Raw genomic sequence first — 25,986 nt, 5'->3', positions numbered from 1 at the left:
ACAAAAAAGCCCGGCATCTGCCGGGCTTTTTCATTGCCGCGCGATCACTCGTGATACTGCGCCGACAACTCATGCACCGCCCGCAGGAACGCGCCTGCGTGTTCTGGATCAACTTCCGGCGTAATGCCATGGCCGAGGTTGAATACGTGACCGCTGCCTTTGCCGTAGCTGGCGAGGATGCGCCCCACTTCAGTACGGATGGCTTCCGGCTTGGCGTACAGCACGGTCGGGTCCATGTTGCCTTGCAGCGCGACCTTGCTGCCCACGCGGCGACGGGCTTCGCCGATGTCGCAGGTCCAGTCCAGGCCCAGCGCGTCGGCGCCAGCGTCGGCGATGCTTTCCAGCCACAGGCCGCCGCCCTTGGTGAACATGATGACCGGCACTTTGCGGCCTTCGTGTTCGCGGATCAGGCCGCTGACGATTTTGCGCATGTAGGCCAGGGAGAATTCCTGATACGCCGCCGCCGACAGGTTGCCGCCCCAGGTATCGAAGATCTGCACCGCCTGGGCGCCGGCCATGATCTGGCCGTTCAGGTAGGAGGTGACCGACTGCGCCAGCTTGTCCAGCAGCAGGTGCATGGCTTGCGGGTTGTCGTAGAGCATGGCCTTGGTCTTGCGGAAGTCTTTCGACGAGCCGCCTTCGACCATGTAGGTGGCCAGGGTCCACGGGCTGCCGGAGAAGCCGATCAGCGGCACGCGGCCATTGAGCTCGCGGCGGATGGTGCTGACGGCGTCCATCACGTAACCGAGGTCTTTATGCGGATCAGGGATCGGCAGGGCTTCGATATCGGCCAGGGTGCTGACGACTTTCTTGAAACGCGGGCCTTCGCCGGTTTCGAAGTACAGGCCTTGGCCCATGGCGTCAGGGATGGTCAGGATATCGGAGAACAGGATGGCCGCATCCAGCTGTGGATAGCGGTCCAGCGGTTGCATCGTGACTTCGCAGGCGAACTCCGGATTCATGCACAGGCTCATGAAGTCGCCGGCGTGGGCGCGACTGGCGCGGTATTCCGGCAGGTAGCGACCGGCCTGGCGCATCATCCACACAGGGGTGACGTCCACAGGTTGCTTGAGCAGGGCACGAAGGAAACGGTCGTTCTTGAGGGCAGTCATGTCGGCATCCGCAAAAAAAGTGCGGACATTTTCTCAGAGCGCGACGCAAAAGGCACGGCAAGAGCCGTGCCTTTTGTCTATCGGGTCAATTTGTCGCGGATATGAAAGCGCCGCAAAACAAATGTGGGAGCGGGCTTGCTCGCGAAAGCGGTGGGTCAGCCAACACATCTGGTGACTGATATACCGCATTCGCGAGCAAGCCCGCTCCCACATTTTGATCCCATTTCAATCCGGGATCGGGGTCAGACCTGCAGGTAATCCAGGATCCCTTCAGCGGCGTTGCGGCCTTCGAAGATGGCCGTCACCACCAGATCAGACCCGCGAACCATGTCGCCACCGGCGAAGATTTTCGGGTTGCTGGTCTGGTGTTTGTACTGGCCTTGTTCCGGGGCTACAACGCGGCCCTGGCTGTCGGTCTGGATTTCGAACTGCTCGAACCACGGCGCCGGGCTTGGGCGGAAACCAAAGGCGATGACCACGGCGTCTGCCGGGATGATCTCTTCGGAACCCGGGATCGGCTCAGGACTGCGACGGCCACGGGCGTCCGGTTCGCCGAGACGGGTCTCGACCACTTTCACGCCTTCGACGCGGTCTTCACCGACGATAGCGATCGGCTGGCGGTTGTAGAGGAATCTCACGCCTTCTTCCTTGGCGTTCTTCACCTCTTTGCGCGAGCCCGGCATGTTGGCTTCGTCACGACGGTAGGCACAGGTCACCGACTTGGCACCCTGGCGAATCGAAGTACGGTTGCAGTCCATCGCAGTGTCACCACCGCCCAGCACCACGACCTTCTTGCCTTTCATGTCGACGAAATCTTCCGGCGACTTTTCAAAGCCCAGGTTGCGGTTGACGTTGGCGATCAGGAAGTCCAGAGCGTCGTACACGCCCGGCAGGTCCTCACCGGCAAAGCCGCCCTTCATGTAGGTGTAGGTGCCCATGCCCATGAACACGGCATCGTATTCTTCGAGCAGTTGTTCCATGGTCACGTCTTTGCCGATTTCGGTATTGAGGCGGAACTCGATACCCATGCCGGTGAAGACTTCGCGACGATGGCTCAGTACGGTTTTTTCCAGCTTGAACTCGGGGATGCCAAAGGTCAGCAGGCCACCGATTTCCGGGTTCTTGTCGAACACCACCGGGGTCACACCGCCACGTACCAGCACGTCGGCGCAGCCCAGGCCCGCGGGGCCCGCGCCGATGATCGCGACGCGCTTGCCGGTTGGCTTGACCTTGGACATGTCCGGGCGCCAGCCCATGGCGAACGCGGTGTCGGTGATGTACTTCTCCACCGAACCGATGGTCACCGCGCCGAAGCCGTCGTTGAGGGTACACGCACCCTCGCAAAGACGATCCTGCGGGCAGACCCGGCCGCACACTTCCGGCAAGGTGTTGGTCTGGTGCGACAGCTCGGCGGCGGCGAGGATGTTGCCCTCGGCCACCAATTTGAGCCAGTTCGGAATGAAGTTGTGCACCGGGCACTTCCATTCGCAATACGGGTTACCGCAACCCAGGCAGCGGTGGGCCTGATCGGCCGAGTGCTGGGGTTTGAAGGGTTCGTAAATTTCCACGAACTCTTTTTTGCGTTGACGCAACAGTTTCTTCTTCGGATCTTTGCGCCCGACATCGATGAACTGGAAGTCGTTATTCAGACGTTCAGCCATGTTAAAACCTCATCAAACTCTTCAGGCGCATATCACTGCGGGTTGGCACGGATGCTGGAAAGCAACGATTTCAGGTTGGCAGCCTTGGGCTTGACCAGCCAGAAACGACGCAGGTAGTCATCGAGGTTTTCAGCGAGGTTACGACCCCATTCGCTGTTGGTTTCCTCAACGTATTCGTCCAGCACATGCTGCAAGTGGTTGCGATAGGATTCCATCGCTTCGCCGCTGATCCGCTGGATCTCCACCAACTCGTGGTTCACCTTGTCGACGAAGGTGTTGTCCTGGTCCAGCACGTAGGCGAAACCGCCGGTCATGCCCGAACCGAAGTTGTAGCCGGTATTGCCCAGCACCGCGACAAAACCACCGGTCATGTATTCGCAGCAGTGATCGCCGGTGCCTTCAACCACGGTGTGGGCACCGGAGTTACGTACTGCGAACCGCTCACCGGCCGTACCGGCTGCAAACAGTTTGCCGCCGGTTGCGCCGTACAGGCAGGTGTTGCCGATGATGGCACTGTCTTGAGTCTTGTAGACGCTGCCGACCGGCGGAACGATGACCAGCTTGCCGCCGGTCATGCCCTTGCCCACGTAATCGTTGGCGTCGCCTTCGAGGTACATGTTCAGGCCACCGGCGTTCCACACACCGAAGCTCTGGCCAGCGGTGCCCTTGAAGCGAAAGGTGATCGGCGCCTTGGCCATGCCCTGGTTGCCGTGCTTGCGCGCGATTTCGCCGGAGATGCGTGCGCCGATGGAACGGTCGCAGTTGCAGATATCCAGGGCGAATTCGCCGCCGCTTGCGTCGTTGATCGACGAATTGGCCATCTCGACCATCTTCTCGGCCAGCAGGCCCTTGTCGAACGGGGGGTTGCGGTCAACCTGGCAGAACTGTGGCTTGTCCGCCGGGATGTGATCGCTGCCCAGCAGCGGCGTCAGGTCCAGATGTTGTTGCTTGGCGGTCTGACCTTCGAGGATGTCCAGCAGGTCGGTACGGCCGATCAGCTCTTCCAGCGAACGCACGCCCAGCTTGGCCAGCCACTCACGGGTTTCTTCGGCGACGTAGGTGAAGAAATTCACCACCATGTCGACGGTACCGATGTAGTGGTCCTTGCGCAGCTTCTCGTTCTGGGTCGCCACGCCGGTGGCGCAGTTGTTCAGGTGGCAGATGCGCAGGTATTTGCAGCCCAGGGCGATCATGGGCGCGGTGCCGAAGCCGAAGCTTTCAGCGCCGAGGATCGCGGCCTTGATCACGTCGAGGCCGGTCTTCAGGCCACCGTCGGTCTGCACCCGGACTTTGCCGCGCAGGTCGTTGCCGCGAAGGGTCTGGTGCGTTTCAGCCAGGCCCAGCTCCCACGGCGCACCGGCGTACTTGATGGAGGTCAGCGGCGAAGCGCCGGTGCCGCCGTCGTAGCCGGAGATGGTGATCAAGTCGGCATAGGCCTTGGCCACACCGGCGGCAATGGTGCCCACGCCGGCTTCTGCGACCAGTTTCACCGAGACCAGGGCCTGCGGGTTGACTTGTTTCAAGTCGAAAATCAGCTGCGACAAATCCTCGATGGAGTAGATGTCGTGGTGCGGCGGCGGCGAAATCAGGGTCACGCCCGGCACTGCATATCGCAGCTTGGCGATCAGGCCATTGACCTTGCCGCCTGGCAGTTGCCCGCCTTCACCCGGCTTGGCGCCCTGGGCGACCTTGATCTGCAGCACTTCGGCGTTGACCAGGTATTCCGGGGTTACACCAAAACGGCCAGTAGCGACCTGCTTGATTTTCGAGCTCTTGATGGTGCCGTAGCGGGCCGGGTCTTCACCGCCTTCGCCGGAGTTGGAACGCGCACCCAGGCGGTTCATGGCTTCGGCCAGGGCCTCGTGAGCCTCAGGCGACAAGGCGCCCAGGGAAATACCGGCGGAGTCGAAACGCTTGAGGATCGATTCCAGTGGCTCGATCTCGCTGATGGCCAGCGGCGTGTCCAGAGTTTTCACCTTGAACAGGTCGCGGATCATCGACACCGGACGGTTATCCACCAGCGCGGTGTATTCCTTGAACTTGGCGTAGTCGCCCTGCTGCACGGCAGCTTGCAGGGTGCTGACCACGTCCGGGTTGTAGGCGTGGTATTCGCCACCGTGGACGAACTTCAGCAGGCCGCCTTGCTGGATCGGCTTGCGCGCGCTCCAGGCTTCGGCTGCCAGGGCTTTCTGCTCGGCTTCGATGTCGACGAAACGTGCGCCCTTGATGCGGCTTGGCACGCCACGGAAGCTCATGTCGCAGACTTCTTCCGACAGGCCGATGGCTTCGAACAGCTGTGCGCCACGGTACGAAGTGACGGTGGAGATGCCCATCTTCGACAGGATCTTCAACAGGCCCTTGGTGATGCCTTTACGGTAGTTCTTGAACACCTCGTAGAGGTCGCCCAGGACTTCACCGGTACGGATCAGGTCGCCGAGTACTTCGTACGCGAGGAACGGGTACACCGCCGAAGCGCCGAAGCCGATCAACACCGCAAAGTGATGCGGGTCGCGGGCTGTGGCGGTTTCAACCAGGATGTTGGAGTCGCAACGCAGGCCCTTTTCGGTCAGGCGATGGTGCACTGCGCCGGTGGCCAGGGAGGCGTGGATCGGCAGCTTGCCAGGGGCAATATGACGGTCGGTCAGCACGATCTGGGTACGGCCGGCGCGCACGGCTTCTTCAGCCTGATCGGCGACGTTGCGCACAGCGGCTTCAAGGCCGAGGCTCTCGTCGTAGTTCAGGTCGATGATCTGCCGGTCGAAGCCCGGGCGGTCCAGGGTCATCAACGAACGCCACTTGGCCGGGGAAATCACCGGCGAGCTGAGGATCACGCGGGAAGCGTGCTCAGGCGATTCCTGGAAGATGTTGCGCTCGGCACCGAGGCACACTTCCAGGGACATCACGATGGCTTCGCGCAGCGGGTCGATCGGCGGGTTGGTCACCTGGGCGAACTGCTGACGGAAATAGTCGTACGGCGTGCGCACGCGCTGGGACAGCACGGCCATTGGCGTGTCGTCGCCCATGGAACCGACGGCCTCGTAACCCTGCTCACCCAACGGGCGCAGCACCTGGTCACGCTCTTCGAAAGTGACCTGGTACATCTTCATGTACTGCTTGAGCTGGTCAACGTCGTAGAAAGCCGAACCGTGGTCGTTGTCTTCCATGGTCGCCTGGATGCGCAGGGCATTCTTGCGCAGCCATTGCTTGTACGGATGACGAGACTTCAAGCGATTGTCGATGGCATCGGTGTCGAGGATCTGACCGGTTTCGGTGTCCACGGCGAGGATCTGGCCCGGGCCGACACGGCCTTTGGCGATCACGTCTTCCGGCTTGTAGTTCCACACGCCGATTTCCGACGCCAGGGTGATAAAGCCGTTGGTGGTGGTCACCCAACGCGCCGGGCGCAGGCCGTTACGGTCGAGCAGGCACACGGCGTAGCGACCGTCGGTCATTACCACGCCGGCCGGGCCGTCCCACGGTTCCATGTGCATCGAGTTGTACTCATAGAACGCCCGCAGGTCGGGGTCCATGGTCTCAACGTTCTGCCACGCGGGTGGAATGATCATGCGCACGCCACGGAACAGGTCGATGCCGCCGGTGACCATCAGTTCGAGCATGTTGTCCATGCTGGAGGAGTCAGAACCCACGCGGTTGACCAGCGGGCCGAGCTCTTCCAGGTCCATCAGGTCATTGGCGAACTTGGTGCGACGGGCTACGGCCCAGTTGCGGTTGCCGGTGATGGTATTGATCTCGCCGTTGTGGGCGAGGAAGCGGAATGGCTGGGCCAGCGGCCATTTCGGCAGGGTGTTGGTAGAGAAACGCTGGTGGAACACGCAGATCGCGGTTTGCAGGCGCTCATCGCTCAGGTCTGGATAGAAGGCGGTCAAATCCGCCGGCATCATCAGGCCTTTATAAATGATGGTCTTGTGGGAAAAGCTGCAGATGTAGTGGTCGGTGTCGGCGGCGTTGGCCACGGACGAACGACGACGCGATGTGAACAGCTTGATCGCCATGTCCTGGTCGCTCAGGCCGTCGCCTGCGATGAACACTTGTTCGATCTGTGGCAGGCGCTCCAGGGCCAGGCGGCCGAGCACGCTGGTGTCGATCGGCACTTTGCGCCAGCCGACGAGCTGCAGGCCGGCGGCCAGGATCTCGCGGTTCATGTTCTCGCGAGCGGCTTCGGCTTTAACCGGGTCCTGGTTGAAGAACACCATGCCCACGGCGTACTGCTTGGGCAAGTCGGCGCCGAAATGCTCCTTGGCGACTGCGCGCAGGAACTGGTCGGGCTTTTGAATCAGCAAGCCGCAACCGTCACCGGTCTTGCCGTCGGCGTTGATCCCACCGCGGTGGGTCATGCAGGTCAGGGCCTCGATGGCCGTTTGCAAAAGGGTATGACTGGGCTCGCCCTGCATATGGGCTATCAGGCCGAAACCGCAGTTATCCTTGAATTCATCGGGTTGGTACAGACCTGCTTTCATAGACACTTTCTCACCAGGCTGCCTCTTATTCCGAGGCAAATTTCTTTTCAATTCAACCGGTTACCTTCCACGCCGAACGTACGCCGGCTTAGCGGGGGCAAAAGGGAGGTCATTGTACACACCGACACAGACGCTCACAAATTTAGCGACGAAATGTCGCAAATCTATGTCGCATTTATGAAAGGTTTAAAGCGATATGCTGTGCTAGTCAAAACTTTTTTAATTCTGACCGCTACGACTCAAAAGCGACGTGCGCAGACACCACAAAGCGCGCGGCCTGGAAGGCAGCACGCACTTGCGGATTTTTTTGAGGTGCCGGGAGAGGCGGCCTGGGTAAGGCCGCCGAATCTTCAGCGAGTTGTTGCCAGTTCCTGTTGGACGCTGGCGACAGTGCGAGGCCAAGGTTTACCAGCCTGAACCTTCGCTGGCAAGGCCTTGATAGCGGATTCAGCTGCTGCGCGGCTGGAGAAGTTGCCGTAAGTGATCACGAAGAGAGGCTTGCCGTTGAGCACTTTCTTGAAATAACGGTACTCGCCGCCCTGCTCTTTCACGAACGCCTGGGCGTTGGCTTCGGAGCTGGTGCCCAGGATCTGCACCACGAAGTTACCGGTAGGCTGGCTGGTGTACCAGCTGCTGCCGGCAGCGCCGGCCTTGGCCACGGTCACAGGTTTTTCAGCAGGCTTGGCGGCAGGCGCTGGTTTGGCCACCGGCGCCGGGGCTACTGGCTTCGCAACTGGCGCTGGCTTGGCGGTAGCGACTTGAGCCGGCGCAGGCGTCGGTGCCGGTGCTGGCTTGGCAGCTGGCTGACCCGCCGGCACGCCCGCAGGTGGCGCGGTGGTGGTCACGGTCGGCGGCGTGGCGCTGGAGCCCTCTACCGGCACGCCATCGTCACCTTCGGAAATGCCGCCGGCTTCTTCGGCGAGCGGGCCGCGCATCACTGGCTGGCCAACCATCGGCAAGTTGGTCGGTTGGCCGGAGTTGGCGAACTCAACGTTCGGTGTTGGCTTGCCCAGTGGCAACTGCGCCTGTTCGGTTGGCGCGCCAGCGGTGGTCGGGGCCTTGTTGCGACCTGGAATCAACCAGGCGGCGGCAACAGCGACCACGACAACGGCAGAAATTGCCAATACGTGCTTCTTAGGCATAGTGAACCCCATCTTTGGACGCTTGACCGCAGAGCGGCTGGCAATCATGGCTTCGATCATGGCATCGCGGGCAACCTGGTTGATGGTGCCAGGCCAGCCGTCGGAGCTTTCGTGAATATCAGAGATCTGCGAAGCAGAGAAAAGTTCGATGCCCTGCCCTGCGCCTTCCAGCCGTTGGGCGAGGTATTCGCGGGTTTCTTCTTCTTCGTAAGGCTGCAGTTCGATGACGTGGAACAGTTCCTGCTCGCCGCTGATCTGCTCAAGTTCGGCAATCAGCGAAGACTCGCCGAACAGGAACACATGCGGACGACCTTCAGGCGTACCGGCCGCCAGGGCCAGTAATGCTTCCAGGGCGGATTCGTCGAGCTGCTCGGCGTCGTCCACCAGCAGGTAGACTTCCTGGCCGGTCAGGCCCAGTTGCACCACTTGTTTGAGGATCGCATTCGGCTCGGCAGTGGACACGTCCAGGGCCTGGGCCACTTGGCGCAACACGCCCGCCGCATCACCGGCACCACGGGCGGAAACCACCACGCTCTGCACCGACTGCTTGTTGGTACTGGCCACCAGCGCCTGGCGCAGCAAAGTCTTGCCGCTGCCCAGAGGGCCGGTAACCACCAGCAACAGCTGGCTGTAGCGCGCGAGGTGGTGCAACTGCCCGAGCACCGGCTTGCGTTGCGCAGGGAAAAATTTGAAACCAGGCACCCGTGGAGCAAAAGGGTCGTGGCTTAACTGGTAATGGCCGAGGAACGCCTCGTCGGCATGCAAACTAGTCATCGGGATCTTATTAACCTTTAAGCTGGGCCAGGGCGCGGTAATCCGCTCCCAGCGTGGCCTGTAAAATCTCTTTCGGATAATCGTCGGTCACTACCGCTTCGCCCATTCGGCGCAACAGCACCAGTCGCAGTCGACCGTCGATCACTTTCTTGTCTATTGCCATATGTTCGAGAAAATCTGCCTCAGTCATCTCCTCAGGAGGAATGACCGGCAACCCGGCGCGCTGGAACAGGCGGATCCCGCGATCACGCTCCTGGGCGCTGATCCAGCCCAGGCGTTGCGACATCTCCAATGCCATCACCGTGCCAGCCGCTACGGCCTCTCCATGCAACCACACACCATAGCCCATGTGAGTCTCGATCGCATGGCCGAAGGTGTGGCCGAGGTTCAACGTAGCGCGTACGCCCGACTCACGCTCGTCGGCATTCACCACCAACGCCTTGGCAGCGCAGGAGCGGGAAATCGCTTCGGTCAGCGCCACCTGGTCGAGGGAGCGCAGGGCGTCGACATGCTCTTCAAGCCAGGTCAGGAACGGCTCGTCGCAGATAAGGCCGTACTTGATGACTTCCGCCAGGCCCGCCGACAGCTCTCGGGGCGGCAGGGTGTTGAGGGTGGCGGTGTCGATCAGCACCACATTCGGCTGATAGAACGCACCGACCATGTTCTTGCCCAGCGGATGGTTGATGCCGGTCTTGCCGCCCACCGACGAATCGACCTGGGACAGCAACGTGGTCGGCACCTGGATAAAGTCCACGCCGCGCTGGTAGCAGGCGGCCGCGAAGCCGGCCATGTCGCCGATCACTCCGCCACCCAGCGCTACTACGGTGGTGCGACGGTCATGACGGGCAGTCAGCAGGCCATCAAAGATCAGTTGCAGGGTTTCCCAGGTCTTGAAGGCCTCGCCGTCGGGCAACACCACGGAGATCACCGAATACGCCGCGAGGCTGCGGCTCAGACGCTCAAGATAAAGCGGCGCGACCGTTTCATTGGAGATGATCGCCACTTGCCGCCCGGCAATATGCGGGGCAAGCAACTCGGGCTGGTCCAACAAACCTTCGCCAATATGGATCGGGTAGCTGCGTTCGCCAAGATCGACCTTAAGTGTCTGCATGTGTCCCCGCGTTGAAGATGAAAGCAGGCGTATTGCCCTACGTTAACGTTGTCGGCAACGTCGGGATCTGACGCTGCCTGATGGCTCTACGCCACAACTCGGACGGTCATGACGCGCCGCCGAGAATAGCGCATTTCAGCTCTGGCTTTAACGGGGTGGCAACTGCGCCAGGCGCTCAAGAATGTCGAGAACGACCATTCGTGGCGGCCGCTCATCGGTTTCCACCACCAGATCGGCGATTTCCCGATACAGCGGATCGCGCAGCGTCAGCAGGTCCCGCAGGGTTTTTGCCGGGTCGGCGGTACGCAGCAACGGGCGATTGCGATCGCGAGCGGTGCGGCCCACCTGCTGCTCGACAGAAGCATGCAGATAAACTACGCGACCGCCGGCATGCAGTGCCCGACGATTCTCATCGCGCATCACCGCGCCGCCGCCGGTGGCCAATACCACGCCGTCACAGCCGCACAGCTCGGCAATCATCGCCTGCTCGCGATCGCGAAAGCCCAGCTCGCCTTCCTTATCGAAGATCCACGGGATATTGGCGCCCGTGCGCAATTCAATTTCCTTATCGGAGTCTTTGAATGGCAGGCGCAGCTCTTTGGCCAGCAAACGGCCGATGGTGCTTTTTCCAGCCCCCATCGGTCCAACAAGAATCAAATTTCGCACAGAATCAACGACTCACAGCAATCGCCTGGTTATTCATAATACGCGGAGTCAGGAATACCAGCAGCTCGGATTTTTTCTCCGAAACCACATCCCGCCGGAAAAGGCGGCCAAGATACGGCACATCGCCCAAAAATGGCACTTTATCTACCACTTTGCTTTGAGTATTGGAGAAAACTCCACCAATCACGATGGTCTCGCCGTCCCTCACCAGCACCTTGGCGTTGACCTCGTTTTTCTTGATCGGCGGCACGTCATTGAGTTTGTTCAGGTAGTCAGGCTCGTCCTTGGTGACCTTGACCTCCATCTTCACCCAGCCGTCCGGGGTGATTTGCGGGGTCACTTCCAGTGATAGCGAGGCTTCCTTGAATGACACCGAGGTAGCACCGGTGGAGCTGGATTCCTGGTAGGGAATCTCGGTGCCCTTGAGGATTCGTGCGGTTTCCTTGTCGGAAGTGACGACCTTGGGCTGCGAGACGATTTCACCGTTACCGGTTTTTTCCATGGCGGTGAGCTCCAGGTCCAGCAACAGGTTGTCGGTGATAAAGGCGATGCCCAGGCCGGCGCTGCCGTTGACCGTACCCAGGTCCACAAACGGCGAGCTGGGCGGGTTTTCAGGCGGCTCGGCGCCTTCGGCCAGCGGTTTCCTGATCCCGCCAGCGCTCCAGTTACCCCGATTGACCTGCCCACCCCAGCGCACGCCAAGGCTTTTGTCGTAATCCACATTGGCCTCAACGATCCGCGCCTCGATCATCACCTGCCTTACCGGAATATCCAGTTGCGCCACAATCTTGCGCAGCTCCTCCAGCCGCTCCTGGGTCTGGTAGGCGATGATGTTGTTGGTGCGATCATCCACCGCCACCGAGCCGCGCTCATCGGTGGCACCTTCCAGGCCCACGGCCGACTGAAACAGCTTGGCCAGGTCCGAAGCCTTGGCGTAATTCACTTGCAGCAGCTCACGTCGCAGCGGTGCCAGCTCGGTCATTTGCTTGCGCGACTCCAGCACCAGCAGCTCGCGGGCGGCCAACTCCTCGGCCGGCGCGACCAGCAGCACATTGGCGGTCACACGTTTATCCAGCCCCTTGGTTTGCATCACCAGATCCAGCGCCTGATCCCACGGCACATCCTTGAGGCGCAAGGTGATCGAACCCTGCACGTCGTCGCTGGCCACCAGGTTGAGGCCGGCAACGTCGGCAATCTGCTGCAACACCGCGCGCAGTTCGATGTTCTGGAAGTTGAGGGACAGCTTGTCACCGGTAAATGCCACGCGCTCGTTACTCAGGGGCGTATTACCAGGTGGCGGCAGGTGAATCAGGTCGATTCGATTGGGCACAGCGATGACCATCGGTGCCGTGAACGCTATCCATAGCGCCACACCGAAGGACGAAAAAGTCCTTTTCATTGTTTGTTTCCGTTATGAGTTCACGTTCAGTGCAAGGGTTTGCAAGCGTTCCAACCAAGCGCCCTGGCCATCCGGGAAAAGCTCGGCCAGTTCGACATGGGAGTCGTGGATTGCCGTGATGCGCCCGTGGTCCGGCCCCAGGTAATCGCCGATTGCCAGCCGATAGACAGACGACGCGCCGCGCAGCAGCACGAAGGTTTGTGTACCAAGGGACAAGGTTCCAACCATTTCAAACTGATCCAGGGCGACGCTTTCAAGGACTCCGCGCGGCCGGTCGAAATCAGGTCCAGCGGCCGGTTGCCCAGCGGGCCGCACCCGCTGACGAGAGGGCGACTGAAAAGGATCGCGCAAGGATGAAAAATCGTAGGCAACTGGCTCGGCGAGCGCCGGCGACGGTTGGTGCAAATCAGCCTCCAGATCATCACCCGCTTGATGGTTGTAGCGATAAGTCTTCGCCACCAGGCTGAGGCGCAACCCTGAGGGATCAACGTGGCTGAACGCCAAGTCATGCACCGTGACAATCCTTGGCATGCCAGCCATGCCGCTGATGAACGCCGCCAGATCGTGAAAGGCTCCGGTGACACCTATCTGCATGGGCGACTCGATGTACAGGGTGCGAGGCTGGTCATCCAGCAGGTCGATGGCTTCCAGCACCAAGCCATTGGTTGCACTCAAGCGGCCAATGTCTTCAAGCAGGCCGGGCACTTCGGTCTCGGCAGGCAGCTGCCGCAACAGGTTGGTGAAACGGCCTTGCATCGTGTTGAGGTCGCGGGCCTGAGATTCCAGCCCGGCAACCTGGACGGTTTTCAACGCAACCTGCTGCTCAAGCGCCACTTCCTGCGCTTCCAGCTGGCGCAATTGCTCTCGTGCCCCGCTCAAGTAGAAGGTGTTGCCCGCTACCCACAGCAGGCAAACCACCGCGCCACCCAGCAAAGCCTTGCCCGGCAGCGGCCAGTCGGCGGCGTTTCGGTAGAGCTGGGCGATGTCGAGTTCCGTCAGCCTTGACAGGCCTGACGCCCCTCTCATTGGCCTGCCTCATCCGAATGACCATGGCGAACCGTCAACTGAAAGCCATTGCCGTCGCCCGCTTGCGCGCCGCGAACCCGTTGAAGCCGGGGCGACTGCAAGTCGTCGGCAGCCTCAAGACCACGCATGAACTGAGCAACGTCCTGGTTCGATTCGGCAGTGCCGCTGATCGAGACAGAACCACCATCAACGCTGACTTCACGCAATTGCACACCTTCCGGCACGGCACGGGCCAGTTGATCCAACAACTGAGCACCCGCCGAACGGTCGTCCTGCAAACCCTGCACAACTTTCATCCGCTCCATCAACTGCTGGCGTTGCTCATGCAGCTCGTCGATCGCTTTCATTCGCGAGTCGAGCCCGGTCACGCCCTGGCTCAACTGGCTGTTGCGGGCCAATTGCCGATCAATTGCGCGATCGATCACCTGGTCTGCCAGCCATACCGCAGCCAGCGCCACAGCCGCAGCACCCAGCAAGAACACCAGAAAATACTTGCGCCGCCGCTCATTCCGTTCTGCGCGCCACGGCAGCAGGTTGATTCGTGTCATCAGTCGAAACTCCTCAGGGCCAACCCGCAGGCCACTCCCATTCCCTGGGCATCCACGGCCCATTGCGCGCCATCGACACGACGGCCCGGCGTGATGCTGTCCGAAGCCTGCCTGCCCGCGCGAGCCAATGCAAATGCTTCGACATCCACGATCCGCGTCCCCAGGCCCGCCAGGGCCAAAACCGCCTCCCGGGCCTCGACCTGTTCCTTGAGGCAGGCGACAAGCAGCACATCCACGCACTGAGGATCACGGGCGGAAGGGCCCTGCACCTGAAAGTCGATGGCCACCTCCTCCAACGGATAAGGAATGTACTGGTCTGCTTCCGAGTAGATTCGACGCACCATTTCAGCCTCAGGGAGCCCTGCGTCCATCTCGAGCACACGGGTAATCACCGAAGGCCCGGCGACAGCGACGGCAGCCTGTCGGAGCGAGGTATGCGCCTGTACCAGCGCCCTGGACAGTGCCTGTGCGACGGCATCGAAATCCATCACGCTGCTGTCGACCACCGCATGGACCGGCAACTGCTGCGTGGCGTAACCCCGGACGCTGTAGCCGACGCCTGAAACCTCCAGTTCCACGAGCTTGATGCCGGCGTCATTGATGTCGATACCCAGGACGGCATCGGCTTTTCGCCTGAAAAATCCCTTTCTCATAAAACTCCCCAAAACTTTCCCTGTCTTACGGACTGATTGTTGCCAGGCTTCCTGCATTCGGTCGGCTTGTGTGAGCGGCACGAATGACGCCCGAAGCCGAAAAATGCTTTAATGCCCAGCGTTTTTTCCCGCGTTTATCTGCTGGCCGGGTCGATCCACCGCTTGCCGTGCATGCCCCGACGCCTAACCCATTCTTTTCCTTGGAAATCCAAAAGCCTTGATTCGTCTGCTGAAGTTTTTCGGGTACTCCATTGTCGCGATCGTCTGCGGGCTGATGCTCGTGCTCAGCGGGGCCTATCTCTACCTTAGTCCGGGTTTGCCCTCCGTAGAGGCCCTGAGAAGTATCCAGTTGCAGATTCCTTTGCGGGTCTACAGCAGCGATGAAAAGCTGATCGCGGAGTTCGGCGAAATGCGCCGCACCCCGATCCGTTTCGCCGACATTCCACCCAATTTCATCAACGCCCTGCTGTCGGCTGAAGACGATAATTTCGCCAATCACTATGGCGTTGACCCCAGCAGCCTGGTGCGGGCCGCCACGCAGTTGGTAAAAAGCGGACACATTCAGTCCGGTGGCAGCACCATCACCATGCAGGTCGCGAAGAACTTCTTCCTCACCAGCGAACGCAGCTTTTCCCGCAAGGCCACGGAAATTCTCCTGGCGTTGCAGATCGAACGTCAGTTGACCAAGGACGAGATCCTTGAGCTGTACGTCAACAAGATCTACCTCGGCAACCGTGCCTACGGCATCGAGGCGGCTTCACAGGTTTACTACGGCAAGTCGATTCGTGACGCCAGCCTGGCGCAGATGGCGATGATTGCCGGCCTGCCCAAGGCGCCTTCGCGCTTCAACCCGCTGGCCAACCCGGCGCGCAGTAAAGAGCGCCGCGACTGGATCCTGGGCCGCATGTACAAGCTGGGCAAAATCGACCAGGCCGCATACGAAAGTGCGGTGGCAGAGCCGTTGAACGCCAGCTATCACGTGCCGACGCCGGAAGTGAATGCCCCTTATATCGCCGAAATGGCCCGTGCCGAGATGGTCGGCCGTTATGGCAGCGAGGCGTACACCGAAGGCTTCCGCGTGACCACGACGATTCCTAGCAACCTGCAGGAAATAGCCAACAAGTCAGTACACGATGGCCTGGTCGCCTACGATCAGCGCCACGGCTACCGCGGCCCCGAATCTCGCCTGCCGGGCAAGACCCTCAGCGCCTGGACCGTTGAGCTGGGCAAACAACGCCCGATCAGCGGCCTTGAGCCAGCCATCGTCACCCAGGTGAAGAAAGATGGCGTGCAGGTACTGACCCGCACCGGCGAAGAACATGTGTCGTGGGACAGCATGAAATGGGCTCGCCCATTCCTGAACACCAACAGCATGGGTGCGATGCCCAAGCAGCCGTCGGACGTGGCCCAGGTCGGTGACTTGATTCGCGTGCAGCGCCAGAAGGACGACAGTCTGAAATTCAGCCAGGTGCCCGTGGCACAGGGCGCCCTGGTGTCGCTTGACCCGCAGAACGGTGCGATTCGCGCCCTGGTCGGCGGGTTTGCCTTCGAGCAGAGCAACTACAACCGCGCCACCCAGGCCAAGCGCCAGCCGGGCTCCAGCTTCAAGCCGTTCATCTACAGCGCCGCCCTGGATAACGGCTACACCGCCGCCAGCCTGGTCAACGATGCACCGATCGTGTTTGTCGACGAGTACCTGGACAAGGTCTGGCGTCCGAAGAACGACACCAACACCTTCCTCGGCCCGATCCGCATCCGCGAGGCACTGTATAAGTCGCGTAACCTGGTGTCGATCCGCCTGCTACAGGCGATGGGCGTGGGCAAGACCATCGACTACATCACCCGCTTCGGCTTCAACAAGTCGGACCTGCCGCCCAACCTGTCCCTGGCATTGGGTACCGCCACGCTGACGCCGATGGAAATCGCCACCGGCTGGAGCACCTTTGCCAACGGCGGCTACAAGATCACACCGTACCTGATCGACAAGATCGAAAGCCGCAACGGCGAAACCCTGTTCACCGCCAACCCGCCACGGGTACCGGGCGACGTGGTCAATGGCGTCGCAGCCACTGACGGCCAGGCAGCACCGACCAACGGCGGCATCACCATCGAGCCGACGCCAGGCGAAGCCCCGGCAGCGGGTGCACCTGCCACACCTGCCGCGCCGCAAGCGCCTGCCGTGGCCGAACGTATTGTGGATGGCCGCACCACCTACATCCTCAACAGCATCCTGGAAGACGTGATCAAGAAGGGTACCGGTCGTCGCGCCCTGGCCCTGGGCCGCGCGGACATCGCCGGCAAGACCGGTACCACCAACGACTCCAAGGATGCATGGTTCTCGGGCTACAACGCCGACTACGTGACCACCGTATGGACCGGTTACGACCAGCCGGAAAGCCTCGGTCGCCGGGAGTTCGGCGGCACCGTCGCGCTGCCGATCTGGATGAGCTACATGGGTGCTGCGCTGAAGGATATGCCGCCGCATACCCAGCCGGAGCCAGAAGGCATTCTCAGCTTGCGGATCGACCCGGTCAGTGGTCGTGCGGCAGCGCCGAGCACGCCGAATGCGTACTTTGAGCTGTTCAAGAGCGAAGACACGCCGCCGTCGGTCAACGAGCTGGGCAATGGTGTTGCACCGGGCAGCCCGCTGCCGGCGGATGAGGCAGCGCCGATCGATTTGTTCTGACCCTGATCTGCGGGCTGAACGCAGATCCAATGTGGGAGCGGGCTTGCTCGCGAAAGCGGAGTATCAGGCTCAGATAGGCCGACTGACACACCGCCTTCGCGAGGCAAGCCCACTCCCACAGTTGGATCACCGCAAGGCAGGAGCTAATTGCCAGCCACAAAAAAAGCCCCGACTCGCAAGAGCCGGGGCTTTTTGTTGGTGCGCTACGACGGCTTAGCCGTTGAACACATCATCCACGCTTTGCAGCGGGTAGTTCTTCGGATACGGCAGGGTAGCCACACCGGTCTCGATCGCAGCTTTAGCCACGGCATCGGAGATCAGGGTGATCAGGCGCTTGTCCATTGGTTTCGGGATGATGTACTCACGACCGAATTCCAGTTTGGCGCCACCGTAGGCATCACATACATCCTGAGGCACCGGCAGCTTGGCCAGTTCGCGCAGGGCGTTGGCCGCAGCTACTTTCATCTCTTCGTTGATGCGCTTGGCGCGAACGTCCAGGGCACCACGGAAGATGAACGGGAAGCCCAGTACGTTGTTGACCTGGTTCGGGTAGTCCGAACGGCCGGTGGCCATGATCACGTCGTCACGGGTGGCGTGGGCCAGTTCCGGGGAGATTTCCGGATCCGGGTTGGAGCACGCGAACACGATCGGGTTGGCTGCCATGGACTTGAGGCCTTCGGCGCTCAGCAGGTTCGGGCCGGACAGGCCAACGAACACGTCTGCACCGTCAAGGGCGTCAGCCAGGGTACGCTTGGAGGACGGATGCGCGAACATCGCCTTGTACTGGTTCAGGTCGGTACGCTCGGACTGAATCACGCCCTTGCTGTCGACCATGTAGATGTTTTCCAGCTTGGCGCCCATGCTCACGATCAACTTCATGCAGGAGATGGCCGCAGCGCCGGCGCCCAGGCAAACAATCTTGGCTTCGCCGAGGGTTTTGCCAGCGATTTCCAGGGCGTTGATCATGCCGGCCGCGGTAACGATCGCGGTGCCGTGCTGGTCATCGTGGAATACCGGGATGTCGCACTGTTCGATCAGGGCCTTTTCGATCTCGAAGCACTCAGGTGCCTTGATGTCTTCCAGGTTGATGCCACCGAAGGTGATGGAGATGCGCTTTACGGTGTCGATGAAAGCCTGCGGGCTTTCGGAATCAACTTCGATGTCGAATACGTCGATGCCGGCGAAGCGCTTGAACAGCACGCCTTTACCTTCCATGACTGGCTTGGAAGCCAACGGGCCGAGGTTACCCAGGCCGAGGATCGCGGTGCCATCAGAGATCACTGCAACCAGGTTGCCTTTGCCGGTGTACTTGTAGGCCAGTTCAGGATCCCGGGCGATTTCACGTACGGGCTCGGCAACGCCAGGGCTGTAGGCCAGCGACAGGTCGCGGGCGGTGGCAGTGGCTTTGGTGAGCTCTACACTCAGCTTTCCTGGACGAGGATGGGCATGATATTCGAGAGCGGCAGTTTTCAAATCAGACATATCGGCATTCCGCTTTTACTGTTGGTCGACGGACCGCCGAGGATACGCGTGTCGCAAAGTCCCTACAAGACTGGGCAGTCACAGGTGTCAAGAGCCCTGCCCTACGACTTTTGGCCAAGAGCCACGGGATACAAGGGCTCAACTGTTCACAATCGCAATAAAAAATGTCTACAATTTTTTTCTTACGGCACCCGCTGAAGCATGCTTGGATCAGTCAGTGGCAGCAGCCAGCGCGCCTGGTCATTTTTCAGGGCGCCGCGCCGGGAACGGTCCTGCACCCAGCCGCGCGCTTCGATGGACTGACCCTGCAAACCCATCAACAGCATGCTGTCGAACGTGGCCATCAGATTGGGTGCAATGCGTAATACCAATGAGCCCCGCAACTCAATCCAGACGCCGCCGCGATTGCGTTCGATTTTGCTCACCTGGCCACTGACCACGGCAAAGCCCGAGCGCCGGATCTTCGCCGCGTCTACCACGGGCGACTGGCGCCACACCCCCAACCGGGCCTGCCGGGCGCTGCGTTCGGCGGCTTGCTGGCAGGCGACCAGTTCCACATTCGGCGCGACTGCCACCTGGAAACCCAGGCCTTCGGCGAGCAACTGCGCCTCCAGATTTGCGCCATTGGCGCCGTAAAGATGGGCCAGGGTGCGACCGTAACGGTCCTTGCTCTCCCGGCCAGGCACCACGCCAACGCGCCCACCACTCGCGTCCACCAGGCTTTGCAAGCGCTCGCGGGCGGCCACGGCGAAAGGCTCGTCAGTGCGTCCCTTCTTGCCGGTTTCCGGGGCATTGACGCCGATCATGCGTACGCTGCGGCCATCCTTGAGGCGCACCGTGTCGCCATCCACCACTCGCTGCACATCGAAGGTAGCGACATTGCCGGGCGCCAGGCAGAACACCTCGGCCTGGGCGGGCGCCAGCCAAATCGCAGACACAAAAAAGGCGCCCACAAGGGGCGCCTTTTTTATCAACAAAGAAAAGCCAAACAGGCTTTTCAAGCCGATCGCCTTACTCAGCTTCTGGAGCTGGAGCAGCAGTTTTAGCTGCGCCGAAAGCACCGAAACGGGTCTTGAAGCGATCAACACGGCCGCCAATATCCAGAGTCTTCTGCTTACCGGTGTAGAACGGGTGGCACTCGTTGCACACGTCGATTGGCAGAGCTTTGCCGAAAGTCGAACGGGTTTCAAACTTGTTACCGCAGCTGCAGGTAACGTCGATGGCAACATAGTTTGGATGGATATCGGCTTTCATGGTGTATTCCTCAGGCTAGCGTGCCGCCAATCAACACTATTGTTGAATACCGCACGTAATTAGGCCGCGGATTCTACCAGACCTTTTTAAACGCGCAAGAAGCACTACGGCCCCTTTCATCAGAAAAGCGTGGCATACCCAACACCCTGTGGGAGCCGGGCTTGCCCGCGATGCAGGCGCTGCGGTCTCTCAGGGGCACCGTATCGATACTATCGCGGGCAAGCCCGGCTCCCACATCCACCGCTGGTCTGCTAGGCTCCCGCCCTTCTTCGCCGCCTGTCATATGAGAACCCCCGCGTGCCCGACGCCATTTTGCGCCTCGCCCTGCCCTCGCCCCTGCGCCGCCTGTTCGATTATCGGGCACCTGCCGGTGTATTGCGGTCGCAGTTGCAGCCTGGCATGCGCGTGCGCGTGCCGTTTGGCCGGCGGGAGATGATCGGCATCCTGGTGGAAGTCGCCGATCACAGCGAAGTGCCCGCCGAGAAGCTCAAGCCCGCCGTGGCCATCCTCGACGCCACGCCGCCATTGCCGCCCGCGCTGTTCAAGCTGTGCCTGTGGACCTCGCAGTATTACCAGCACAGCCTGGGCGACACCTTGAGCTGGGCGCTACCGGTGTTGTTGCGCCAGGGCGAGTTGGCCGAGGCGCGCCAGGAGCGTTTCTGGTCGATGGTGCCCGGGGCGCGCATGGATGACCCGCGCATCGCCCGCGCCCCGCGCCAGCGTGAAGCCCTGGCAACCCTGGCACAGCATCCCCACGGCGTCGCCCATCAGCTGTTAAGCAAGCTGATGCTGAGCAAGGACAGCCTGGATTTGCTGCTGGCCAAGGGTTTGGTGCAGGTGGAGATCCGCAAACACGCCCCCGGCGAACGCCACGAACACTGGCTGGCCCAGCCGGAGCTGCCGCTCAATCCGGAACAACGCGCCGCCTATGAAGCAATTCGCGCCGGTTTCGACAGCTTCCACGCGTTCCTGCTGGCGGGTGTCACCGGCAGCGGCAAGACCGAAGTCTATTTGCAACTGATCCGCGAAACCCTCGAGGCCGGCAAACAGGCGTTGGTGTTGATCCCCGAGATCAACCTCGGCCCGCAAACCCTGGCGCGCTTCGAACAGCGCTTCAACGCGCGCATCGCCCTGGTGCACTCGGCGGTCAACGACCGCGAGCGCCTGGAATCCTGGCTTGCCGCCCGGGACGGCGAGGCCGACATTATTATTGGAACACGCTCGGCGCTGTTCACCCCGATGAAAAATCCTGGGCTGATCATCATCGACGAAGAACACGACGGCTCCTATAAACAGCAGGAAGGCCTGCGCTACCACGCCCGCGACCTGGCGCTGGTGCGCGCCCGCCAGGAAAACATCCCGATTGTGCTGGGTTCGGCCACGCCCTCCCTCGAAAGCCTGCACAACGCCTACACCGGGCGCTATGGCCTGCTGCGCCTCAACGAACGCGCCGGTGGCGCCAAGCAGCCACGCTTCCTGCGCCTGGACGTAAAAAGTCGTCCACTGGACAGCGGTATTTCCGGGCCTATGCAACAAGCCATCGGCCAAACCCTCGCGGCGGGCCAGCAAGTGCTGGTGTTCCTCAACCGCCGGGGTTTTGCGCCGACACTGCTGTGCCATGACTGCGGCTGGATGTCCGAATGCAAGCGCTGCGACGCGCGAATGACCGTCCACCAGCGTTCCGGCGAGTTGCGCTGCCATCACTGCGGCCATGTGGAACGGGTGCCACGGCACTGCCCGCAGTGCGGCAAGGTCGACTTGCGCCCGGTGGGCGCAGGCACCGAGCGCGCCGAGGAGCGGCTGGGCATTCTGTTCCCGGATTACCCGGTGCTGCGGGTCGACCGTGACAGTACGTCGCGCAAGGACGCGATGAATCAGCTGTTCGCCACGATCCAGAAGGGCCAGCCGTGCATTTTGGTGGGCACACAGATGCTTGCCAAAGGGCATCACTTCCCACGGGTGACCCTGGTGTCGATCCTGGATGCCGACGGCGGGTTGTTCTCCGGGGATTTTCGCGCCAGCGAACGCATGGCACAGCTGATCGTGCAGGTCGCAGGCCGCGCCGGGCGGGCTGAAGAGCCAGGCAAGGTGATCATCCAGACGCATCTGGCCGACCACCCATTGCTGATTCAACTGACAGAGCAAGGTTACTTTGCCTTCGCCGAGCAGGCCTTGAGCGAACGCCGCTCGGCTGGCTTGCCGCCGTTTGCGCATCTGGCGCTGCTGCGGGCCGAGGCGCACAAGCCGGGGCAGGCCGAAGGTTTCCTGGATGAAGCGTGCAGCGAGGCTGAACGTTTGCTGGGAGAACTGGGTCTGACCGGCATCGAACTGCTCGGCCCGGTGCCCGCCCCCATGGAACGTCGCGCCGGGCGTTACCGTGCCCAACTGCTCTTGCAAGCCAGTGCCCGCGCCCCGCTGCATCGTTTATTAAGCAGTTGGTTACTTGCCCTGGAGCAAATGCCCAGCGGGCGACAAGTGAGATGGTCGTTGGACGTAGACCCGGTAGATTTGTACTAGACCCCTGTGGCGAGGGAGCTTGCTCCCGCTGGGCTGCGTAGCAGCCCCAAAAAAGCCGGGAGCGCTACGCACTCCAGCGGGAGCAAGCTCCCTCGCCACAGGTTAATCGTCCGTCAAGGTCCAGCGAAGGTTGGCAAGCCCGCCCTCCCCACGGATAATGCCCAGTTTTTCCACCTGCGCATCGCGCGCCACCGCTTGCGGTCGAAAGAGAACACCATGAAAGACACCATTCGCCAGCTGATCCAACAAGCCCTCACCCAACTCGTCAACGAAGGTGTGTTGCCTGAAGGCCTGACGCCGGCGATCCAGGTGGAAAACACCCGCGACAAGACCCACGGTGATTTCGCCAGCAACATTGCGATGATGCTGGCCAAGCCGGCCGGCCTGAAGCCTCGCGACCTGGCGGAAAAAATCATCGCCGCGCTGCCGGCCGACCCGCAGGTGACCAAGGCTGAAATCGCTGGCCCGGGCTTTATCAACTTCTTCCAGAACACCCAGGCCCTGGCTTCGCGCCTGGACGCGGCCCTGGCGGATGCCAGGATCGGCGTACGCAAGGCTGGCCCGGCACAGCGCGTGGCTATCGACCTGTCGGCGCCGAACCTGGCCAAGGAAATGCACGTAGGTCACTTGCGCTCCACGATCATCGGTGACGGCGTGGCGCGGGTCCTGGAATTCCTCGGCGACGACGTGATCCGCCAGAACCACGTGGGCGACTGGGGCACCCAGTTCGGCATGTTGATGGCGTACCTGCAGGAAAACCCGATCACCAGCAACGAGCTGTCGGACCTGGAGAACTTTTACCGCGCCGCCAAGAAGCGTTTCGACGAATCCGAAGAATTCGCCGACCGCGCCCGTGGCCTGGTGGTCAAGCTGCAAGCCGGCGATGCCGAATGCCTGGAACTGTGGGGCCGCTTCCGCGAGATCTCGCTGTCCCATTGCCAGGAAATCTACGAGCTGCTCAACGTCAAATTGACCATGGCCGACGTGATGGGCGAAAGCGCCTACAACGACGACCTGATCAACGTGGTCAACGACCTCAAGGCCAAGGGCCTGCTGGTTGAGAGCAACGGCGCGCAGTGCGTGTTCCTCGAGGAATTCAAGACCGCCGACGGCGACCCGCTGCCGGTGATCATCGTCAAGGCCGATGGCGGCTATCTCTACGCCACCACCGACCTGGCCGCCGTGCGCTACCGCAGCGGCGTGCTGAAAGCCGACCGCGCCCTGTATTTCGTCGACCAGCGCCAGGCCCTGCACTTCCAGCAAGTGTTCGAAGTGGCGCGCCGCGCCGGTTTCGTCACCCACCCGATGCACATGGAACACATGGGCTTCGGCACCATGAACGGCGCCGATGGCCGCCCGTTCAAGACCCGTGATGGCGGCACCGTGAAGCTGATTGACCTGCTGAACGAAGCCCAGGACCGCGCCTACAACCTGGTGAAGGAAAAGAACCCGGAGCTGGCCGAAGCCGACCTGCGCAACATCGCCCGCGTGGTGGGCATTGGCGCGGTGAAATACGCCGACCTGTCCAAGCACCGCACCAGCGACTACAGCTTCAACTTCGAGCTGATGCTCAACTTCGAAGGCAACACCGCGCCGTACCTGCTGTATGCCTACACCCGGGTGGCCGGTGTGTTCCGCAAGCTGGGCAAGGACTTCAGTGAAGTCGAAGGCCAGATCAACCTTGAAGCGCCACACGAGCAGGAACTGGCGGCCAAGCTGGCGCAATTCGGCGAAGTGCTGAACAGCGTCGGCGAGAAAGGCACGCCGCACATCCTCTGCACCTATTTGTACGAAGTCGCCGGTTTGTTCTCCAGCTTCTACGAGAACTGCCCGATCCTGACCGCAGACGACGAAGCTCAAAAGCAGAGCCGCCTGCGCCTCGCCGCACTGGCAGGACGGACCCTCAAGCAAGGCCTGGAATTGTTAGGCCTGGAAACTCTGGAGCGTATGTAAGTTGGCTGCCAAGAAAAAACCTGCACCCAAGCGCGGCGCCAGCCGCTACCAGGCACCTGCGAAGAAACCTATTCCGGGCTGGTTGTGGATGGCGATCGGCCTGACGGTCGGCGCGTTTGTCGTGTTCCTGATGAAGCTGGACCCAGGCAAGGGCGATGACGTCAAACGGGTCAAGCAAGAGCAGCAGAGGGCCACGAAAATGGCCGAAGCGAACAAGACCGTCCCGAGCCCGACTGCGCCGGTGAAGCCGAAGTACGACTTCTACACATTGCTGCCGGAATCGGAAGTGATCGTGCCGCCGGACGCCGTGCCGGAGAAAACCCTGCCGACGCCGCAGCCTGTGCCGACCACACCTGTGACTCCGGCGGAAGCGGCGAAAATCGACACTGCACGGGCCCAGGCGGCATTGGCCGGGATTACCCCGCCGCCACCGCCACCCGTTGCCACGACCAAGGCAGCGCCGGTGACCAAGTTCTTCCTGCAGGCGGGCTCGTTCCCGAAACAGGCGGATGCGGACCGCGTGCGTGCGCAGATCATTCTGCTGGGGCAGGCGGTGACGGTGGAGTCCGGGACGGTTAAGGATGCGACCTGGTATCGCGTGCTGGTAGGGCCGTTCAGCAACCGTGAACAGCTGACCGTGGCGCAGAAACAACTGGCGGGTGCAGGGTTTAGCAACCTGTTGTTACAACAACGCCAAAGCCGCTGATTGCGGAAACAGCATCGGGTTAATGTGGGAGCGGGCTTGCTCGCGAATGCGGTAGATCAGTCAATATTTTAGGTGACTGACACACCGCATTCGCGAGCAAGCCCGCTCCCACATTTGATTTTCATCGCCCTCAGGACCGAGTCCGACACATAAACACCACTCGTCCGCCCTCCCGTCCTACAGTTGAAATCCCCCCCGCCACCCCCATATGAGTTCCATCAGGGCATTTTCGCCCCGCAGCGTGGAGACTCTCCCCTTGACCACCATCGTTTCAGTTCGCCGCCACGGCAAAGTCGTCATGGGCGGCGACGGCCAGGTTTCACTTGGCAATACCGTGATGAAAGGCAACGCGAAAAAAGTCCGTCGCCTGTACCACGGCCAGGTCCTCGCCGGTTTTGCCGGCGCCACCGCTGACGCCTTTACCCTGTTCGAGCGCTTTGAAGGCCAACTTGAGAAGCACCAGGGCCACCTGGTCCGTGCCGCCGTCGAACTCGCCAAAGAATGGCGCACCGACCGCTCCCTCAGCCGCCTCGAAGCCATGTTGGCCGTCGCCAACAAAGACGCCTCCCTGATCATCACCGGCAACGGCGACGTGGTTGAACCCGAAGAAGGCCTGATCGCCATGGGTTCCGGCGGCGGTTACGCCCAGGCCGCTGCCAGCGCCCTGCTGAAGAAAACCGACCTGTCGGCCCGGGAAGTCGTCGAGACGGCCCTGGGTATCGCTGGCGACATCTGTGTCTTCACCAACCACAACCTGACCATTGAGGAGCAGGACCTAGCCGAATAAGCCGCAGGCTTATTCCCGCTTGAGGACCGCC

General features: G+C 61.4%; 18 protein-coding genes. 5 read left to right on the top strand and 13 right to left on the bottom strand.

The window, feature by feature from the left end:
• Positions 1 to 44 precede the first annotated feature (44 nt).
• The 10 genes from hemE to pilM all read right to left on the bottom strand — a co-directional run bounded on the left by hemE (position 45) and on the right by pilM (position 14,570).
• Positions 45 to 1,112 carry a uroporphyrinogen decarboxylase gene (gene hemE / locus ACA046_RS02295; protein WP_076015450.1) on the bottom strand — a complete coding sequence of 356 codons (1,068 nt, stop codon included), beginning with the start codon at positions 1,110 to 1,112 and terminating at the stop codon, positions 45 to 47.
• A 242-nt stretch (positions 1,113 to 1,354) separates the two neighbouring features.
• Positions 1,355 to 2,773, bottom strand: a complete 1,419-nt coding sequence (locus ACA046_RS02290) for an FAD-dependent oxidoreductase (RefSeq protein WP_076015449.1) — start codon at positions 2,771 to 2,773, stop codon at positions 1,355 to 1,357.
• Positions 2,774 to 2,805: 32 nt separating this feature from the next.
• The gene (gltB, locus tag ACA046_RS02285; protein WP_497675840.1) at positions 2,806 to 7,251 is read right to left on the bottom strand and encodes a glutamate synthase large subunit; all 4,446 of its coding nucleotides are present in this window, start codon (positions 7,249 to 7,251) and stop codon (positions 2,806 to 2,808) included.
• A 350-nt stretch (positions 7,252 to 7,601) separates the two neighbouring features.
• Positions 7,602 to 9,167 (bottom strand): SPOR domain-containing protein, encoded by a 1,566-nt coding sequence (locus tag ACA046_RS02280; RefSeq protein WP_459025571.1) that lies wholly within the window; start codon positions 9,165 to 9,167, stop codon positions 7,602 to 7,604.
• 10 nt (positions 9,168 to 9,177) lie between these two features.
• A complete protein-coding gene (aroB, locus tag ACA046_RS02275; RefSeq protein ID WP_167662966.1) occupies positions 9,178 to 10,278 on the bottom strand; it encodes a 3-dehydroquinate synthase in 1,101 nt (366 codons plus the stop codon).
• Positions 10,279 to 10,425: 147 nt separating this feature from the next.
• Positions 10,426 to 10,944 carry a shikimate kinase AroK gene (gene aroK, locus ACA046_RS02270; RefSeq protein ID WP_003209345.1) on the bottom strand — a complete coding sequence of 173 codons (519 nt, stop codon included), beginning with the start codon at positions 10,942 to 10,944 and terminating at the stop codon, positions 10,426 to 10,428.
• A gap of 4 nt (positions 10,945 to 10,948) precedes the next feature.
• A complete protein-coding gene (locus ACA046_RS02265; protein WP_497677036.1) occupies positions 10,949 to 12,286 on the bottom strand; it encodes a type IV pilus secretin PilQ in 1,338 nt (445 codons plus the stop codon).
• A gap of 69 nt (positions 12,287 to 12,355) precedes the next feature.
• Positions 12,356 to 13,369: a pilus assembly protein PilP gene (locus ACA046_RS02260; protein WP_497675839.1), complete on the bottom strand. Its 1,014-nt coding sequence runs from the start codon at positions 13,367 to 13,369 to the stop codon at positions 12,356 to 12,358.
• On the bottom strand, positions 13,366 to 13,917 hold the full coding sequence (locus ACA046_RS02255) for a PilN domain-containing protein (protein WP_459025566.1): 552 nt from the start codon (positions 13,915 to 13,917) through the stop codon (positions 13,366 to 13,368). Before ACA046_RS02255 ends, ACA046_RS02260 begins: the two co-directional genes overlap by 4 nt.
• Positions 13,917 to 14,570, bottom strand: a complete 654-nt coding sequence (pilM, locus tag ACA046_RS02250) for a type IV pilus biogenesis protein PilM (protein WP_459025564.1) — start codon at positions 14,568 to 14,570, stop codon at positions 13,917 to 13,919. The genes ACA046_RS02255 and pilM overlap by 1 nt, the downstream gene beginning before the upstream one ends.
• A 220-nt stretch (positions 14,571 to 14,790) precedes the next feature.
• Between pilM and ACA046_RS02245 the strand changes: the two genes are divergently transcribed.
• On the top strand, positions 14,791 to 17,256 hold the full coding sequence (locus ACA046_RS02245; RefSeq protein ID WP_497677035.1) for a penicillin-binding protein 1A: 2,466 nt from the start codon (positions 14,791 to 14,793) through the stop codon (positions 17,254 to 17,256).
• Positions 17,257 to 17,469: 213 nt separating this feature from the next.
• On the opposite strand, the gene ACA046_RS02240 is transcribed toward ACA046_RS02245, so the two are convergent.
• From ACA046_RS02240 to rpmE, 3 genes are all read right to left on the bottom strand, one after another.
• Positions 17,470 to 18,738 (bottom strand): malic enzyme-like NAD(P)-binding protein, encoded by a 1,269-nt coding sequence (locus ACA046_RS02240; RefSeq protein WP_076018080.1) that lies wholly within the window; start codon positions 18,736 to 18,738, stop codon positions 17,470 to 17,472.
• A gap of 182 nt (positions 18,739 to 18,920) precedes the next feature.
• Complete coding sequence (locus ACA046_RS02235; RefSeq protein WP_497675838.1) at positions 18,921 to 19,691, bottom strand: thermonuclease family protein; 771 nt, start codon at positions 19,689 to 19,691, stop codon at positions 18,921 to 18,923.
• A 58-nt stretch (positions 19,692 to 19,749) separates the two neighbouring features.
• Complete coding sequence (gene rpmE / locus ACA046_RS02230) at positions 19,750 to 19,992, bottom strand: 50S ribosomal protein L31 (RefSeq protein WP_076018081.1); 243 nt, start codon at positions 19,990 to 19,992, stop codon at positions 19,750 to 19,752.
• Positions 19,993 to 20,289: 297 nt separating this feature from the next.
• Between rpmE and ACA046_RS02225 the strand changes: the two genes are divergently transcribed.
• From ACA046_RS02225 to hslV, 4 genes are all read left to right on the top strand, one after another.
• A complete protein-coding gene (locus tag ACA046_RS02225; protein WP_497675837.1) occupies positions 20,290 to 22,509 on the top strand; it encodes a primosomal protein N' in 2,220 nt (739 codons plus the stop codon).
• Positions 22,510 to 22,725: 216 nt separating this feature from the next.
• Positions 22,726 to 24,462 carry an arginine--tRNA ligase gene (argS, locus tag ACA046_RS02220; protein ID WP_076018084.1) on the top strand — a complete coding sequence of 579 codons (1,737 nt, stop codon included), beginning with the start codon at positions 22,726 to 22,728 and terminating at the stop codon, positions 24,460 to 24,462.
• 1 nt (position 24,463) lies between these two features.
• Positions 24,464 to 25,168, top strand: a complete 705-nt coding sequence (locus ACA046_RS02215) for an SPOR domain-containing protein (RefSeq protein WP_017478234.1) — start codon at positions 24,464 to 24,466, stop codon at positions 25,166 to 25,168.
• Between the two features lie 256 nt (positions 25,169 to 25,424).
• Positions 25,425 to 25,955 carry an ATP-dependent protease subunit HslV gene (gene hslV, locus ACA046_RS02210; protein ID WP_497675836.1) on the top strand — a complete coding sequence of 177 codons (531 nt, stop codon included), beginning with the start codon at positions 25,425 to 25,427 and terminating at the stop codon, positions 25,953 to 25,955.
• Positions 25,956 to 25,986: the final 31 nt, after the last annotated feature.

This window comes from Pseudomonas sp. LBUM1641, assembly GCF_059716235.1.
The sequence above is the reverse complement of the archived record's forward strand: the minus strand, read 5'-3'. Positions and strand labels throughout refer to the sequence as shown.

What these genes read in the sequence shown, in the direction of transcription:
- hemE (WP_076015450.1), bottom strand. Translation starts at nt 1,112, where the DNA reads ATGACTGCCCTCAAGAACGACCGTTTCCTTCGTGCCCTGCTCAAGCAA.
- ACA046_RS02290 (WP_076015449.1), bottom strand. Translation starts at nt 2,773, where the DNA reads ATGGCTGAACGTCTGAATAACGACTTCCAGTTCATCGATGTCGGGCGC.
- gltB (WP_497675840.1), bottom strand. Translation starts at nt 7,251, where the DNA reads ATGAAAGCAGGTCTGTACCAACCCGATGAATTCAAGGATAACTGCGGT.
- ACA046_RS02280 (WP_459025571.1), bottom strand. Translation starts at nt 9,167, where the DNA reads ATGACTAGTTTGCATGCCGACGAGGCGTTCCTCGGCCATTACCAGTTA.
- aroB (WP_167662966.1), bottom strand. Translation starts at nt 10,278, where the DNA reads ATGCAGACACTTAAGGTCGATCTTGGCGAACGCAGCTACCCGATCCAT.
- ACA046_RS02265 (WP_497677036.1), bottom strand. Translation starts at nt 12,286, where the DNA reads ATGGTCATCGCTGTGCCCAATCGAATCGACCTGATTCACCTGCCGCCA.
- ACA046_RS02260 (WP_497675839.1), bottom strand. Translation starts at nt 13,369, where the DNA reads ATGAGAGGGGCGTCAGGCCTGTCAAGGCTGACGGAACTCGACATCGCC.
- ACA046_RS02255 (WP_459025566.1), bottom strand. Translation starts at nt 13,917, where the DNA reads ATGACACGAATCAACCTGCTGCCGTGGCGCGCAGAACGGAATGAGCGG.
- pilM (WP_459025564.1), bottom strand. Translation starts at nt 14,570, where the DNA reads ATGAGAAAGGGATTTTTCAGGCGAAAAGCCGATGCCGTCCTGGGTATC.
- ACA046_RS02240 (WP_076018080.1), bottom strand. Translation starts at nt 18,738, where the DNA reads ATGTCTGATTTGAAAACTGCCGCTCTCGAATATCATGCCCATCCTCGT.
- rpmE (WP_076018081.1), bottom strand. Translation starts at nt 19,992, where the DNA reads ATGAAAGCCGATATCCATCCAAACTATGTTGCCATCGACGTTACCTGC.
- argS (WP_076018084.1), top strand. Translation starts at nt 22,726, where the DNA reads ATGAAAGACACCATTCGCCAGCTGATCCAACAAGCCCTCACCCAACTC.